The following is a 13,496-nucleotide window of genomic DNA, read 5'->3' as shown; positions in this document are numbered from 1 at the left end:
AATATACATTTTTACAATATCATTTATTTTTTAACGTAAAGTCATTCGGTATTTACGTTGTGCAAACTCAAAATAATTAAAAAGTTTATAGTTCACATCATAGCCGTAATTAACATTTTGGTTATAGTCAATGATGTTCTCGTAGATGTTGGTGTTAAAATTAATAGGGTTGTTAACTCTAGAATTCCATACAGAAACATACAAACGGTTTTTGTTTTCTAAATAAAACTGAGAATGAAATCCTGGCGGCCTTGCAATGGTATTTAAATAAGTTGTAAAGCCAATGTCAATAATTGTAATTTCATACTCTAAGCTGTCATTTTTAATAACAACAGGTGCTTCTTTTACGGTAGTTTTATTTTTTATAGATGAAGATCCACAAGCATAAAAGGAAATTATTAAGATGATTACTGTCGAAAAATATTTTAAAGTTTTCATAATCTGTAAATTAGATACCTATAAAGTTGCAAAAATTATTCCGTTTTTCATTGATTTTTAGTTTGTTTAACAGTAATTTTCAACTTTAAAGACAAGAAAATGAAGAAAAGATGTTTTTGGGTGAGTGATGATCCGTTATATATAGCGTATCACGACAAAGAGTGGGGCGTTACCGTTTACGATGATAAAGCCTTATTTGAGTTTTTGATTTTAGAAACTTTTCAGGCAGGTTTAAGTTGGATTACCATTTTAAAGAAAAGAGAAAATTTTAGATTAGCATTTGATGATTTTGATTATAAAAAAATTGCAGTTTATAATGAAGATAAGTATAACGAATTGTTGCAAAATGTTGGAATTATAAGAAATAAATTAAAAATTAAATCGGCAATTTCTAATGCGAAGCTTTTTATGGAAGTCCAAAAAGAATTTGGTTCTTTCTCGAAATATATTTGGGGATTTGTTGATGGCAAGCCAATTAAAAATACTTTCGATAAGCGAGAAGATGTACCTGCAACATCAGCATTGTCAGATAAAATATCAAAAGATTTAAAAAAACGCGGATTCAAGTTTGTAGGCTCTACAGTTATGTATGCTTATATGCAAGCTACAGGTATGGTGAACGATCATACAACCGATTGTTTTAGACATAACGAAATTTAAAATTTGTACATTTATCAACTGAAAAATCAATTTAAAACTATAAAAATGAAATTAAGAAAAATGCTTTATACTGCAGCTGCAGTTAGCTTATTGGTTTCTTGTGGAGTGGAAAATAAAAAAGAAGCTAAAGAAACAAAAGAAGAGGTAAAAACGGAAGCGAAGTTTAACCATGAGGTTGAGCAATTTGCGGATATAAAAGTTTTAAGATATCAAATTCCGGGGTTTGAGGAATTAACCTTAAAAGAAAAAAAGTTAGTGTACTATTTAACGCAAGCTGGTTTATCGGGTCGTGATATTATGTGGGATCAAAACTACCGTCATAACTTAGAGATTAGAACTGCTTTAGAAAACGTAAACACTAATTATAAAGGAGATAAAAGCTCGGAAGACTTTAAAAAATTTACCACTTATTTAAAGCGTGTTTGGTTTTCAAACGGAATTCATCACCATTATTCTAACGATAAAATTAAGCCTACTTTTTCTAAAGATTATTTAGTTGGTTTATTAAAAGAAGTGAATGTTACTTTATCTGCAGAAGCATTAGAAGTTATTTTTAATGAAAAAGATGCTAAAAAAGTAAATAAAAAGGCAGGAGTTGATAATGTGTTAGCGTCAGCAATTAATTTTTACGGACCAGATATTACAAGTAAAGATGTTGAAACTTTTTATAAAACAGCATATAAAGGACCAAAAGGGCAACCGATAGAAGCTGGATTAAACTCTAAATTAGTTCGTGAAAACGGAAAATTAGTAGAAAAAGTATGGAAATCGGGTGGAATGTATGGAGTTGCGATCGATAAAATTGTGTATTGGTTAGAGAAGGCTCAAGGTGTTGCAGAAAACGAAAAGCAAGCAGAAACTTTAGGGTTGTTAATAGAATACTACAAAACTGGAAGTTTAGATGTTTGGGATAAATATTGTATTTCTTGGGCTACGTCAACAGAAGGAAATATTGATTGGATAAACGGTTTTATAGAAGTGTATAATGATCCTAAAGGATATAGGGGTTCTTACGAAACAGTTGTGCAAATTAAAGATTTTGACATGTCTAAAAAGATGAAAGTTTTATCTGACAATGCGCAATGGTTTGAAGATAATTCTCCGTTAGATGAAAATCATAAAAAGAAAAACGTAGTAGGAGTTTCTTATAAAACAGTAAATGTTGCAGGTGAAGCTGGTGATGCATCGCCAAGTACACCAATTGGAGTTAATTTACCAAACAATAATTGGATTCGCCAAGAGCACGGTTCTAAATCAGTTTCATTAGGAAATATTATTGGAGCTTACAATAGTGCAGGTGGATCTGGACGTTTAAAAGAATTTGCTCACGATGAAGAAGAAATAGCTTTAGAGCTTAAATATGGTAAGTTAGCTGATAAATTACATACTGCTTTACATGAGGTAATAGGTCATGCTTCTGGACAGATAAATGAAGGAATAGGACAACCAAAAGAAACATTAAAAAACTATGCTTCTACCATGGAAGAGGGTAGAGCTGATTTAGTTGGTTTATATTACTTAATGGATCCTAAATTACAAGAATTAGGTTTGGTAAGCGATTGGGAAAAAGTAGGTAAAGCAGCTTATGACGGGTATATTAGAAATGGGTTAATGACTCAATTAATTCGTATTAATTTAGGTGATGATATTGAGGAAGATCATATGGTAAATCGTCAATGGGTTTCAGCTTGGTCTTTTGAGCAAGGAAAGAAAGATAATGTAATTGAAAAGGTTACTAAAGACGGTAAAATATACTTTGTTGTAAATGATTATATGAAACTTCGTGAAATTTTTGGTCGTTTATTAAAAGAAGCACAAAGAATTAAATCTGAAGGAGATTTTGAAGCAGCTAAAGCATTAGTGGAAGGTTACGGTGTTAAAGTAGATCAGGCAATTCATAAAGAAGTTTTAGATCGTAATGAAAAATTTACATCAGCTCCTTATAGCGGATTTGTAAATCCGGTTTTAATAACAGAAGTAGATGTAGATGGTAATATTACAAATGTAAAAGTTACGCAGCCTACAACATTTGAAGAGCAAATGAATTTTTATGCTAAAAACTATAATTTTTTATCAGTAAAAAACTAGGTAAATAGTTTAATTCATTCTTACAAAAACCGATTCTTTAATAAAGAGTCGGTTTTTGTATTTTTACAAAGTAAAATAATGTGATGGCAAGAAAAATTAAAGATCCAGGGTTGGGTTATAATTCCCAAGAAAACAGTAGAGGTCTTATTAATAAAGACGGAAGTTCTAATGTGATTCATGTAAACAAAAACGTTGATATAGATGATTTATACACCTATTTTGTTGAAATGTCTTGGGGGAAATTCTTTTTTTAGTTTTTTTAGGTTACACCTTTTTAAATGTTTTCTTCGGTCTCGTTTATACTTTAATAGGTATTGAGGAAATTACTCAGCCAGATGAATTTTTTTATATGATTTTTTAAATGGATTCTTTTTTAGCGCACAAACATTAACAACTGTTGGTTATGGTGGTATTGCTCCGCATGGAGTAGCATCTAACATGGTAGCTTCTTTCGAGGCAATGTTAGGTTTGTTATCTTTTTCTTTTATTACAGGACTATTATATGGTCGATTTTCTAAACCAAAAGCAGCTATCCGTTTTAGTGATAATTTAGTGTTAAGAGATTTTAAAGAACACAAAGCATTGATGTTTCGATTAATGAATAACCGAAAAACTGTAATGATTGAGCCAGAAATTAAAGTTACTTTGGTTTTAAATGAAGAGAATAAAAAAGGAAATTATAAACGAGAATTTTATGAATTAAGATTAGAAAGAGATAGTATAATGTACTTACCAACAATTTGGACAGTGGTACATGAAATAAGCAAAGAAAGTCCGCTATATAAATACACAAAAGAGCAAATAAAAGAAATGGATGGACAAGTATATATATTACTTAAATATTACGAAGAGTCTTTTGGGCAAAAAGTATATCAAGCAACCTCATATAATTTCTCTAATTTAGAAATAGACATGAAATATGCCTCTTCTTCTTATTTTGATGAGGAAGGTTATACAATTTTAAACCACGATAAATTAAGTGAAGTGCAAAAAATGGATTAACCTTTAATCAGAAATTTAGCAAGAAATAAAAGAACGATTAAACTCAATATTCCTATAGCTACATAAATAGCAGCATTTTTGTAATATTTTTTATTGTTTTTTGCATCTTTTTTGTAGCTATAAATCATTAAAATGATAAAAGCGATAACAAATATACTCGCAAAAACAATTCTGCCAGGAGTAAACATTTTTGCAGCGATAAGATTAAACATGAAATTATATTTTTAGCAAAGTTAAAGAATGATTTTATAATGGAGAAAATTAAACTAATTATTCGAGTGTAATTAAAATATAAATGAACTAAAATTATTTAAAATGAAGAACAAAATAAAAGCAGTGCATGAATTTCATTCAGCGTTTAAATTAAATATTCAAAATAAACCAACAGTTGCTATTACTGATGACAGAAAGCAGTTGCGATTTGAGTTAATGAAAGAAGAGAATGAAGAGTATTTAGAAGCTGCTAAAAACAATGATTTAGTTGAGGTTGCTGATGCTTTGGGAGATATGCTATATATTTTATGCGGAACGATTATAGAACACGGAATGCAAGATAAAATAGAAGAAGTTTTTAATGAAATTCAGCGAAGTAATATGAGTAAGTTGGGTGAAGATGGTAATCCTATTTATCGTGAAGATGGTAAAGTTTTAAAAGGTCCAAATTATTTTAAACCAAATATAAAAGAGATTTTAGAATAACAAAAAAGTTCCTCATTTTTAAATGAGGAACTTTTTTTTGCAATATTATATAGTCCGTTACTTACCTAAAATACGTTCTAATTCTGACGTTAAGGTTTTTACATTGTTAACCATTTTAATAATAACACCGTTAGCATCTACAATAAGGTGTGTTGGGTATTGTTTTACTTTTAATTTCTTAGCCATGTACTTTTTTTGATTTGGTATAGTAACATATTTAAAAGGTTTTGTTTTTAGGAATTCAATTAATTTATCTTTTTCATCAAAAGCTAAACTAATAAACTCAATATTGTCGTCTTTATATTTATCTACCAAACTGTTTAGCTGAGGAAACTCTTCAACACAAACTTTACAGGTAATAAACCAACATTTTAAAACAACTATTTTTCCTTTAGTATCTGCTTTGTTATGAGATTTACCTTTTAAATCAACAAAATCATAACTAGGAAGTTTTTTACCTTCCATTTTAAAATACTGATGCGCAATTGTAGCTTTACTTACAATTGATTTTTTTATTTTTTCCTGATCATCTCCTTCAATATTTGTTAATTGATATTGAATCTTCCCTTCCTTTTCAGATTTAACAGCAATATAGCCACCTGTTCTTAACAGTGTTAAAAACATTCCTTTATCCATAATAGCTCCCATATTATCAAGAGGATTAAAGGTTGACATTAAGTCGATGTTTCTTTTGTTGTAACTATTCCAGTTGTCAAAACTGTTCTGAATATCATCTATGTTTATAGTTTCTAAAGGAGTGCTTTCATCTTCTGTAGCACTTTCTGTTTCTACAACTTCATCTTCTGTTTCGATTTCTGTTGGCGCTTTATCTTTATTTTCAGTTTCGATATTAATAGCAGCCTCGTCTTCACTCTCAGTATCTATAGTTGATTCATCTTCAGTTACTTCACCTTCATTTTCATCCTCTTCTATAACAACTTCTTCTTTAGGCTCTTCTATTGTTTCGGTAACTGTCTCTGGTTTATCTACTTTTTCAGTTGTATTGAAATAAGTATTTAAAAGAAAAAAAGACAAAACAAAACCTACAATAATAGATAATAAAGCTGGTATAATATTTTTAATTCCTCCCATATAATTTTTTAAAAATCTGATTTTGAATTACTAAGATAGTTTTTTTTTGATGAACCTTAAATTTTAACTCTCCAATTGTGTTTGTCTTCGGCTTTATTATATTGTATGTTTACAAGCTTTTCTTTAAAAAGAGTAGCATAAGAATCATTAATAGTAGGTAGTTCAAACACATCTTCTTGGTGTTTAAATCCTTTTATAGGGTTTATAACAGCTGCAGTTCCTGAACCAAAAATTTCTTTTAATTCACCTAAGCGAGCAGCTTCTTTAATTTCAGCTACAGATACTCTACGAACTTCTACTTTAATATTATTGTCTTCTGCTAGTTGTATGATAGATTTACGAGTAATTCCGTCTAAAATACGATCATTAGTAGGTGTTGTAATTAACGTATCACCAACTCTAAAAAAGATATTCATGGTACCAGCTTCCTCTAAATACTCGTGTGTATCAGCATCTGTCCAAATTATTTGTTGAAAACCTTCTTTATTTGCCAATTGTGTAGGGTAAAACTGTGCAGCATAGTTACCTGCAGCTTTAGCGAAACCAACACCACCGTTTGCAGAACGGCTATATTCTTCAGCAAATAATACTCTAACCTCACCAGCATAGTATGATTGAGCAGGCGAACATATAATTATAAATTTATATTCGTCGGCAGGTGAAGCTGCGATAGCACCTTCGGTAGCAATTATAAATGGACGTATATAAAGAGAGTTACCTAATCCTTTTTTTATCCATTCTTTATCTAACTTTAAAAGAGCGTTTAATCCTTCTAAAAACACCTCTTTAGGTACAGATGGCATTGCTAAACGATTTGCAGAAGCATTTATTCTATCAAAATTATCTTCAGGTCTAAACAAAAAAACATCGTCATTATCATCCTTAAAAGCTTTCATACCTTCAAAAACAGCTTGTCCATAATGAAATACTCTAGCCGATGGTTCAAACAACATTGGGCCATAAGGCTTTATTGTAGGGTTTTTCCATTCTCCATCAGAAAAATCACAAACAAACATATGGTCTGAAAATGTGCGACCAAAAGTTAAGTTGTTAAAATCTACTGAAGCTATTTTTGTTTGTGCTATTTGCTGAATATCTATGTTCATAAAAACCTGTTTTTGCAGTGCTGCAAAGATACTAAAACAAGAACATAAAGATTTGTTAAAAGTAACCACTTCACTAATTATAATTATATTTGCTATAAATTAATTTTAATCTTTTGATAATGAAAAGAATACTAACTTATTGCCTGTTTTTAAGTTTCTTATTAATAGCTTGTAAAGCAGAAAAGAAACAAGGAGTAAAAGAAAATGAAACCGTTAAAACTGGATATGCATCGTTTGGTGAAAAAATAGAAAGTGCCAATACGCTTTCAGAAGCACAAATGTCTGCAAAGTTTGATGCTTTAAAAATAGGAGACACTATAAATGTAAAGTTTGCTTCTAATATAGATGAGGTGTGTACAAAAAAAGGATGTTGGATGGTTTTGCCTGCGGCGGATAAAAAAACAATGGTAAAATTTAAAGATTATGGTTTTTTTATGCCTTTAGATAGCCAAGGAAGTGAGGTTATTGTTGAAGGAAAAGCGTTCGTAAAAGAAACACCTGTTGAAGAATTACGTCATTATGCAGAAGATGCAGGTAAGACAAAAGAAGAAATAGAAAAAATAACAACACCTAAAAAAGAATATGCTTTTTTAGCGCACGGAGTATTAATGAAATAAATATTTTATTATTAAACGAGAAATTATAATTACGTCTGATGGTTCTACAACGATCCATTTACCAGACTGGAACGAACATTATCATTCTAAACATGGTGCAATACAAGAAGCGTATCATGTTTTTATAAAAAGCGGATTGGCGCTGCAAAATAAATCAGAAATTTCTATTTTAGAAATAGGTTTTGGAACAGGTTTAAACTGTTTTATCACTTTTTTAGAAAGTGATAAAACAGTTAATTACGTTGGTGTAGAAGCCTACCCAGTAGTAAGTGAAGAAGTTGCAAAGCTAAATTATGTTGCTGAGTTAAAGGCAACAAGTAAACAAGGATTTTTCGATAAAATGCATTCGTTATCTTGGGAAGATAAACATGAAATTACGAAAGACTTTTATTTAACAAAGCGTCAGCAGTTTTTTAAAGATATAGAATATGAAGAAGCTTTTGATTTAGTATATTTTGATGCATTCGGAGCAGAACATCAACCAGATTTGTGGACAGAAGATATCTTTAAACGTATGTTTGAAGCTTTAAAAGAAAACGGAATTTTAGTTACTTATTCAGCAAAAGGAAGTGTGCGTAGAGCAATGCAAGCGGTAGGGTTTACTGTGGAGCGTTTGCCTGGGCCTCCTGGAAAAAGAGAAATGTTGCGAGCAACAAAACCTACTGTGTAATTAGGTTTTCTCATTTTAAGAGTAGAGTAGATTGATAAAACTTTTATTCATCATAAAATATAATAAAAATGAAATTTAAAAGACGGTTTGGTAAGAATAGAGAAACAAAACCCAAAAAAGGATTGTACTTAATGCTAGTTTTAGTTGTTGTGTTGTACTTGTTTTTTAATGCAGATAAAATAATCGGAAGATTTTTCTAAATGAAACCATTTAAATTTAAAGAATTTACAGTAAATCAAGATAAAACAGCCATGAAAATTGGTACAGATGCCGTTTTACTAGGTGCTTGGTGTTCTTTAGGAGAATATCCAGATGCTATTTTAGATATCGGATCAGGCACTGGTGTTATTGCGTTAATGTTAGCACAACGAAGTGATGCAATGACTATTGATGCGGTTGAAATCGATGAAAATGCTTATGAGCAAACAGTAGGGAATTTTGAGCAATCAGATTGGGGAGATCGTTTGTTTTGTTATAACGCCTCTTTCAATCATTTTGTAGAAGAAATGGAAGAAGAAGAAGAGCAGTATGATGTTATTGTTTCTAATCCGCCGTTTTATACGGATGATTTTGAGACTGAAAACGAAGCTCGTAATAAAGCCCGCTTTACTTCATCTCTAACTTTTGAAGAATTGCTAATTGGGGTTTCTAAAATTTTATCTAAGCAAGGTGTTTTTTCTGTTGTGATCCCTTTTAAAGAAGAAGAGAATTTTGTGAAACTTGCGAATACTTGCAGCTTGTTTTTAAGTAAAGTTTGCCATGTAAAAGGTAACGAAAATACCGAAGTAAAAAGAAGTTTACTGTCTTTCTCTTTTGAGCAAAAAGAGATAATAAAAGAAAATTTAGTTATAGAAAAAGAAAGGCACCAGTATACTGATGCCTATATGAATCTTACCAAAGATTTTTATTTAAAAATGTAATTTTTACAATTAGTTTTTATCGCTGTAATCAAAATCGTTTGTTAGAAATTTCTCAGCTATTTCATTAAAATTTTTTGCACTATTACGAGGTATTCCATGGTTTGCACCTGGAACAATACATAATTGAGATTTTTTAATATTATTAAAAATCTCAACAGCGTGTTGATTTTTAATAATATCTCTATCACCGATTGTTATCAATACAGGTGCCGTTATTTTTTGTAAATCAGCGTGACTAATATCAGGTTGATTTAAAAGTAATTCATCTAATAGTAATTCTTTTTTCCAGTTTTTAGAAGTGTCGCCCTTTTTTATCATTTTTAAGGTTTCAGCATGCATGTCTTTAACTTGCTGAATAGCCCAGTCGTTAACGGCAGTTTTATCGAATCTTAAATTCGGCCCCATAGTAACAATTTTGTTAATTTTCACTTTATTTCTAATCCCCATTTTTAAACCAATAATTCCACCATCACTCCAACCAAGAATGTTTATAGAAGTTAAGTTTAAATGCTTGGCAAGACCTTCTAAATCTTTTGCCATTTTAAGATATGTTAAAGTCTTTGTTTTTAATTCTGATTTTCCTTGTCCTCTACTATCAGCAGCAATTACTCTGTATTTGTCTTTAAAATAATCAATTTGATATTCCATCGCTTTAATATCGGTACCACAACTATGTATTATTAATAACGGTTCTCCTTTTCCGTATTGTTCATAATAAATTTTAGCGCCATTTATTTTAACATATTTACCAACTTCTTTATTGTTACCATAAGGAGTTTTAAAATTGTTTTGTGCAGTTGTTGTTTTAGGTTGAAAAATTAAAACAAAAATAGTGATTAAGAAAAGTGTTGATTTTTTCATTATTGATTTTAAAAATTTAATTAAATGGTGTTAAGGGTTTGATATTGTTTTAATTAATGAAAATAAGGGGTGCAAAACTAACTTTAATATATTTAAAAATCAAGTTATATTTATTACTTAATTTTTTGATGTTAAATGAAAAGACATTTATATATTGATGTCTTTTTTCTAATTCTTAGTGGAGTAATCCTTAATTACTTTCTGTAAAGTGTAGCTTATAAAGATTATTTTTCATTTTCATTTTTTTTCTTTTGAAGAAGGCTCTTTATCTTCTTTAAAAGCGTCTTTAAATTCTATAGAGCCATCAGTTTCTCCTTTAAAGGCGTTAATCCAAGCATTCTTGAAGATACCTCCAATAGTGGGGAAAATTCCGGCTTTAACATTATTTAAGTCACCTTCAATCGGAATTTCTGTAGCAATTGTATCTGTGCTGTGGTTTTTTAATATGGTTTTAAAAAAGACAACAAAACCTTCCCATAGTGTTTCTAAAAAACCATCTTCTTTGCCTATAAACTTGCTATTTGTAAGAAGTGGCTTCATGTACCCTTTTAAATATCCGTCTGCGATTGCTATTTCACTATATAGTTCTGCTTTACCACTTTCAAAGTCTATGCCGGCATAAAAAATTGTAAAATCATTTAATGCTTTAGCATCTGCATTTTTAAGAGAAAAAGCGATATCCATATCTGGTATCTCTTTTATAATATTCATTTTTCCATCGAGTTTTAGATCTCCGCCACCAAATGAAACTCCTGTAATATTTATGGTCGATGGTAACGTTCTTCCTTTCTCGGCAACATTGCGTAGATTTTTAGCTGTAAGTTCAACTTTACTAATTGATAAATCAATGTTTGGGTCTGCGGATAATTGTACAAAGGCAAACTTTCCGTTGTGCATTTCAAAACGATTTATTTTTAAAGGAACTAAATCTGTTAAAACTTTAGTCCAATCATCTACGTCTGCTATTCCTTCTTCAGGAGTTGTTTCTTGATCTTCGAATACATAGATAATTTCTGCATTATCCATTATTATTTCTGCTACAATTTCTCCTTCAAATAAAGATTTCCACTCTACAGAAATATCAGTTTTTAGGAATTTTAAAAAAGGTACTTGTGTTTTGGCGTTTACTTTATTTAAATACAATCCATGAATAACATAAGCGCCGCGATATAAAGAAATATCGATTTCTTTAACCTGACCGTAAAAACCAGGTATTTCTGCTAAATTTTCATTGACATAGTTTTTAACTAATGTTGGTAAATAGAGTCTAAAACTTATCAATAATACAATTAAGGTTGCAGGAATTATGTAACGTTTTCTTTTATGAATTGGTTTTTTTACTTTGTTTTTCATTTTCAAATAATATTAAGGGCTTTAATGATATGGCGAATTTTAATTCGCCATATCATTAGTAATAGTTAGCTAAGTTATTAGAAAATAAATACAGTATCAAGTTTAATTTATCCCTTTATAGTTTCTGGGTTGTAGCCTAGATAGGGCACTTTTTTCTCTACAAAAGTAATTCCGTAGTCCTCTAGTTCCTTTAAAATAGGCGCATATACTTCTTTTGTAATAGGTAACTGAACCCCAGGAGTTGTAATGTCACCATTTAAAATACGTAAAGTAGCCATTGCAACAGGTAAACCAACAGTCTTTGCCATTGCTGTATAAGTTTGATCATCACCTTTAATAACCATACTACTTTCTATTTGATATCTTTCATTGTTAAGTTCATAACCAAATTTATGGTGCATTACAATCATATCTTTATCGGCAGCTTCAAGCGTCCATTTTTCTGATAATATTTCCTGTAATATCTGGGCAGGAGTTGCGTTTGAAAGACTTACTTTTTTATCAGCATTAAAAATATCTAACTCTAAAAATTTATCCCACATGACATCATCTTGATCTATTTTTAGATAAGAACGGAATTTTAATTCAACAGAATCCGTAGGAGAATAGGCTAAAAATAAATTAGTAAAATCGCGATAGCTTAAGTTCTTAGAGTCTTCAATAGTGTAAGAATCATCTGTCATACCTAGCTGAACAAATACATTCCAAGCTCTAGAAAAACCAACTTTTCTAATCGTACCTCTATACATTGTTGGTACGTTTTCTAAATTATAAATACTTCTATATTTTAAAGAATCTCGGTTTGCATAGCCTTCAAATTTCCCGTAACCATCAATGTTTAAAAATTCGGTTCTTCTAAAAAGTTTGTGATATGGTATGTATTTATAGGTGTTTTCTTGAATAAACATTGCGGCACCTCCTTGCCCTGCTAATACAACATTTCTTGGGTTCCATGTAAATTTATAGTTCCATAAATTAGTGTCACTTTCAGGGGCAACTAATCCACCAGTAAAAGATTCGAAAAGTAGCATTTTTGCACCTTCATCATGTATTTTATCAATTATTTGCATTGCGCTCATATGATCAATCCCTGGATCTAAACCGATCTCATTCATAAACACTAATCCCTTTTCTTTAACTTCAGTATCTAAAGCTTTCATTTCATCAGAAACATACGAAGCTGTAACCATATGTTTGTTGTGAGTAACACAATCTTTTGCTACTTCGATATGAAAACGAGCAGGAAGCATCGAGATAACGATGTCGGCATTTTTAATAGCATCAACACGTTGTGCTGCATTAAAAACATCTAATACAACAGCCGTTGCATTTTTATGGTTGTTAATTTGGTTTTTAGCATTTTCTATAGAAACATCACCAATAGTTATATGTAGGTTTTCTTGTGCAGATTTATCTAATAAATATTTTATAAGAGATGAACAAGATCTACCAGCGCCAATAATTAATATTTTTCTCATTTATAATGTACTTTTGTTGTCTTAAAAATTTAAAAGCACAATATCGCTAAAAAAGTTTAATTTTAAACAAAAAGAACATAAATGTATAAAAATTTAACAATAGCATCGGTGTTAGGAGGCATCGCAGTAATTTTAGGAGCTTTTGGTGCGCACGCATTAAAAGCAACATTAAGCGAAGAAGCAATGCAAAGCTTTGAAACAGCAGTAAGATATCAGTTTATTCATGTTTTATTATTACTGTTTATAAATACGTTTAAGGAGTTTACATTAAAACAGAAAAACGCTATTAGTTTATTTGTAATTGGTGGAATATTGCTTTTTTCAGGCTCAATTTACGCAATACACTTGTTAGAGGTGCCTGCAAAATCAATTTGGTTTGTAACTCCGTTAGGAGGAGTTATGCTAATTATAGGTTGGTCTTTGATGGTTTTTCATTTCTTAAAAAAAAGTTATTAATCAATAATAGTTGATAAAACTTTTCAATGAGGAATGATTTTAATCAAAAAGTTCTA

17 protein-coding genes are annotated in these 13,496 nt (G+C 30.3%); 10 read left to right on the top strand and 7 right to left on the bottom strand.

Annotated features, from left to right (window positions below):
- Nucleotides 1-30: 30 nt before the first annotated feature.
- The gene (locus RRF68_RS06925; RefSeq protein WP_275316577.1) at nt 31-438 is read right to left on the bottom strand and encodes a DUF6146 family protein; all 408 of its coding nucleotides are present in this window, start codon (nt 436-438) and stop codon (nt 31-33) included.
- Nucleotides 439-537: 99 nt separating this feature from the next.
- On the opposite strand from RRF68_RS06925, the gene RRF68_RS06920 reads away from it, so the two are divergent.
- From RRF68_RS06920 to RRF68_RS06905, 4 genes are all read left to right on the top strand, one after another.
- The gene (locus RRF68_RS06920; protein ID WP_218771400.1) at nt 538-1,098 is read left to right on the top strand and encodes a DNA-3-methyladenine glycosylase I; all 561 of its coding nucleotides are present in this window, start codon (nt 538-540) and stop codon (nt 1,096-1,098) included.
- 45 nt (nt 1,099-1,143) lie between these two features.
- Entirely contained in the window at nt 1,144-3,186 is a 2,043-nt protein-coding gene (locus RRF68_RS06915) for a dipeptidyl-peptidase 3 family protein (RefSeq protein ID WP_315943894.1), read from the top strand.
- 83 nt (nt 3,187-3,269) lie between these two features.
- On the top strand, nt 3,270-3,440 hold the full coding sequence (locus RRF68_RS06910; protein ID WP_315943893.1) for a hypothetical protein: 171 nt from the start codon (nt 3,270-3,272) through the stop codon (nt 3,438-3,440).
- Nucleotides 3,441-3,525: 85 nt separating this feature from the next.
- Nucleotides 3,526-4,188: an ion channel gene (locus RRF68_RS06905; protein WP_315945369.1), complete on the top strand. Its 663-nt coding sequence runs from the start codon at nt 3,526-3,528 to the stop codon at nt 4,186-4,188.
- Here the strand turns inward: RRF68_RS06905 and RRF68_RS06900 are convergent.
- A complete protein-coding gene (locus RRF68_RS06900) occupies nt 4,185-4,400 on the bottom strand; it encodes a hypothetical protein (protein ID WP_255554355.1) in 216 nt (71 codons plus the stop codon). The genes RRF68_RS06905 and RRF68_RS06900 overlap by 4 nt on opposite strands.
- Nucleotides 4,401-4,503: 103 nt before the next feature.
- Between RRF68_RS06900 and RRF68_RS06895 the strand changes: the two genes are divergently transcribed.
- Nucleotides 4,504-4,887: a nucleoside triphosphate pyrophosphohydrolase family protein gene (locus RRF68_RS06895; protein WP_315943892.1), complete on the top strand. Its 384-nt coding sequence runs from the start codon at nt 4,504-4,506 to the stop codon at nt 4,885-4,887.
- A 57-nt stretch (nt 4,888-4,944) separates the two neighbouring features.
- On the opposite strand, the gene RRF68_RS06890 is transcribed toward RRF68_RS06895, so the two are convergent.
- Entirely contained in the window at nt 4,945-5,979 is a 1,035-nt protein-coding gene (locus RRF68_RS06890; RefSeq protein WP_315943891.1) for a TlpA disulfide reductase family protein, read from the bottom strand.
- A 56-nt stretch (nt 5,980-6,035) separates the two neighbouring features.
- A complete protein-coding gene (locus tag RRF68_RS06885; RefSeq protein WP_315943890.1) occupies nt 6,036-7,085 on the bottom strand; it encodes a branched-chain amino acid aminotransferase in 1,050 nt (349 codons plus the stop codon).
- Nucleotides 7,086-7,204: 119 nt separating this feature from the next.
- Between RRF68_RS06885 and RRF68_RS06880 the strand changes: the two genes are divergently transcribed.
- The 4 genes from RRF68_RS06880 to RRF68_RS06865 all read left to right on the top strand — a co-directional run bounded on the left by RRF68_RS06880 (nt 7,205) and on the right by RRF68_RS06865 (nt 9,292).
- Nucleotides 7,205-7,702 (top strand): DUF4920 domain-containing protein, encoded by a 498-nt coding sequence (locus tag RRF68_RS06880; protein WP_315943889.1) that lies wholly within the window; start codon nt 7,205-7,207, stop codon nt 7,700-7,702.
- A gap of 10 nt (nt 7,703-7,712) precedes the next feature.
- On the top strand, nt 7,713-8,372 hold the full coding sequence (mnmD, locus tag RRF68_RS06875; RefSeq protein WP_315945368.1) for a tRNA (5-methylaminomethyl-2-thiouridine)(34)-methyltransferase MnmD: 660 nt from the start codon (nt 7,713-7,715) through the stop codon (nt 8,370-8,372).
- Nucleotides 8,373-8,440: 68 nt separating this feature from the next.
- Nucleotides 8,441-8,572, top strand: a complete 132-nt coding sequence (locus RRF68_RS06870) for a hypothetical protein (protein ID WP_255555814.1) — start codon at nt 8,441-8,443, stop codon at nt 8,570-8,572.
- Nucleotides 8,573-9,292: a tRNA1(Val) (adenine(37)-N6)-methyltransferase gene (locus RRF68_RS06865; protein ID WP_315943888.1), complete on the top strand. Its 720-nt coding sequence runs from the start codon at nt 8,573-8,575 to the stop codon at nt 9,290-9,292. It begins immediately after the preceding gene.
- A 9-nt stretch (nt 9,293-9,301) separates the two neighbouring features.
- Here the strand turns inward: RRF68_RS06865 and RRF68_RS06860 are convergent, their stop codons facing one another.
- The 3 genes from RRF68_RS06860 to RRF68_RS06850 form a co-directional block, all read right to left on the bottom strand.
- Nucleotides 9,302-10,153 (bottom strand): alpha/beta fold hydrolase, encoded by an 852-nt coding sequence (locus RRF68_RS06860; protein WP_218771392.1) that lies wholly within the window; start codon nt 10,151-10,153, stop codon nt 9,302-9,304.
- A gap of 237 nt (nt 10,154-10,390) precedes the next feature.
- Nucleotides 10,391-11,506 (bottom strand): DUF748 domain-containing protein, encoded by a 1,116-nt coding sequence (locus RRF68_RS06855; protein ID WP_315943887.1) that lies wholly within the window; start codon nt 11,504-11,506, stop codon nt 10,391-10,393.
- Nucleotides 11,507-11,613: 107 nt separating this feature from the next.
- Nucleotides 11,614-12,984, bottom strand: coding sequence for a saccharopine dehydrogenase family protein (locus RRF68_RS06850; RefSeq protein WP_315943886.1), 1,371 nt, complete (start codon nt 12,982-12,984; stop codon nt 11,614-11,616).
- A gap of 81 nt (nt 12,985-13,065) precedes the next feature.
- Here RRF68_RS06850 and RRF68_RS06845 point away from each other — a divergent pair, with 81 nt between their 5' ends.
- A complete protein-coding gene (locus RRF68_RS06845; protein ID WP_315943885.1) occupies nt 13,066-13,440 on the top strand; it encodes a DUF423 domain-containing protein in 375 nt (124 codons plus the stop codon).
- Nucleotides 13,441-13,496: the final 56 nt, after the last annotated feature.

Source organism: Tenacibaculum sp. HL-MS23 (assembly GCF_032463465.1).
GTDB classification, from domain to species: Bacteria; Bacteroidota; Bacteroidia; order Flavobacteriales; family Flavobacteriaceae; genus Polaribacter; species Polaribacter bernardetii.
Note: the sequence above shows the minus strand (reverse complement) of the source record. Positions and strands in the feature narration are given on the sequence as shown.

Coding starts and splice junctions, on each gene's coding strand:
- RRF68_RS06925 (WP_275316577.1), bottom strand. CDS start 438: ATGAAAACTTTAAAATATTTTTCGACAGTAATCATCTTAATAATTTCC.
- RRF68_RS06920 (WP_218771400.1), top strand. CDS start 538: ATGAAGAAAAGATGTTTTTGGGTGAGTGATGATCCGTTATATATAGCG.
- RRF68_RS06915 (WP_315943894.1), top strand. CDS start 1,144: ATGAAATTAAGAAAAATGCTTTATACTGCAGCTGCAGTTAGCTTATTG.
- RRF68_RS06910 (WP_315943893.1), top strand. CDS start 3,270: ATGGCAAGAAAAATTAAAGATCCAGGGTTGGGTTATAATTCCCAAGAA.
- RRF68_RS06900 (WP_255554355.1), bottom strand. CDS start 4,400: ATGTTTAATCTTATCGCTGCAAAAATGTTTACTCCTGGCAGAATTGTT.
- RRF68_RS06895 (WP_315943892.1), top strand. CDS start 4,504: ATGAAGAACAAAATAAAAGCAGTGCATGAATTTCATTCAGCGTTTAAA.
- RRF68_RS06890 (WP_315943891.1), bottom strand. CDS start 5,979: ATGGGAGGAATTAAAAATATTATACCAGCTTTATTATCTATTATTGTA.
- RRF68_RS06885 (WP_315943890.1), bottom strand. CDS start 7,085: ATGAACATAGATATTCAGCAAATAGCACAAACAAAAATAGCTTCAGTA.
- RRF68_RS06880 (WP_315943889.1), top strand. CDS start 7,205: ATGAAAAGAATACTAACTTATTGCCTGTTTTTAAGTTTCTTATTAATA.
- RRF68_RS06870 (WP_255555814.1), top strand. CDS start 8,441: ATGAAATTTAAAAGACGGTTTGGTAAGAATAGAGAAACAAAACCCAAA.
- RRF68_RS06865 (WP_315943888.1), top strand. CDS start 8,573: ATGAAACCATTTAAATTTAAAGAATTTACAGTAAATCAAGATAAAACA.
- RRF68_RS06860 (WP_218771392.1), bottom strand. CDS start 10,153: ATGAAAAAATCAACACTTTTCTTAATCACTATTTTTGTTTTAATTTTT.
- RRF68_RS06855 (WP_315943887.1), bottom strand. CDS start 11,506: ATGAAAAACAAAGTAAAAAAACCAATTCATAAAAGAAAACGTTACATA.
- RRF68_RS06850 (WP_315943886.1), bottom strand. CDS start 12,984: ATGAGAAAAATATTAATTATTGGCGCTGGTAGATCTTGTTCATCTCTT.
- RRF68_RS06845 (WP_315943885.1), top strand. CDS start 13,066: ATGTATAAAAATTTAACAATAGCATCGGTGTTAGGAGGCATCGCAGTA.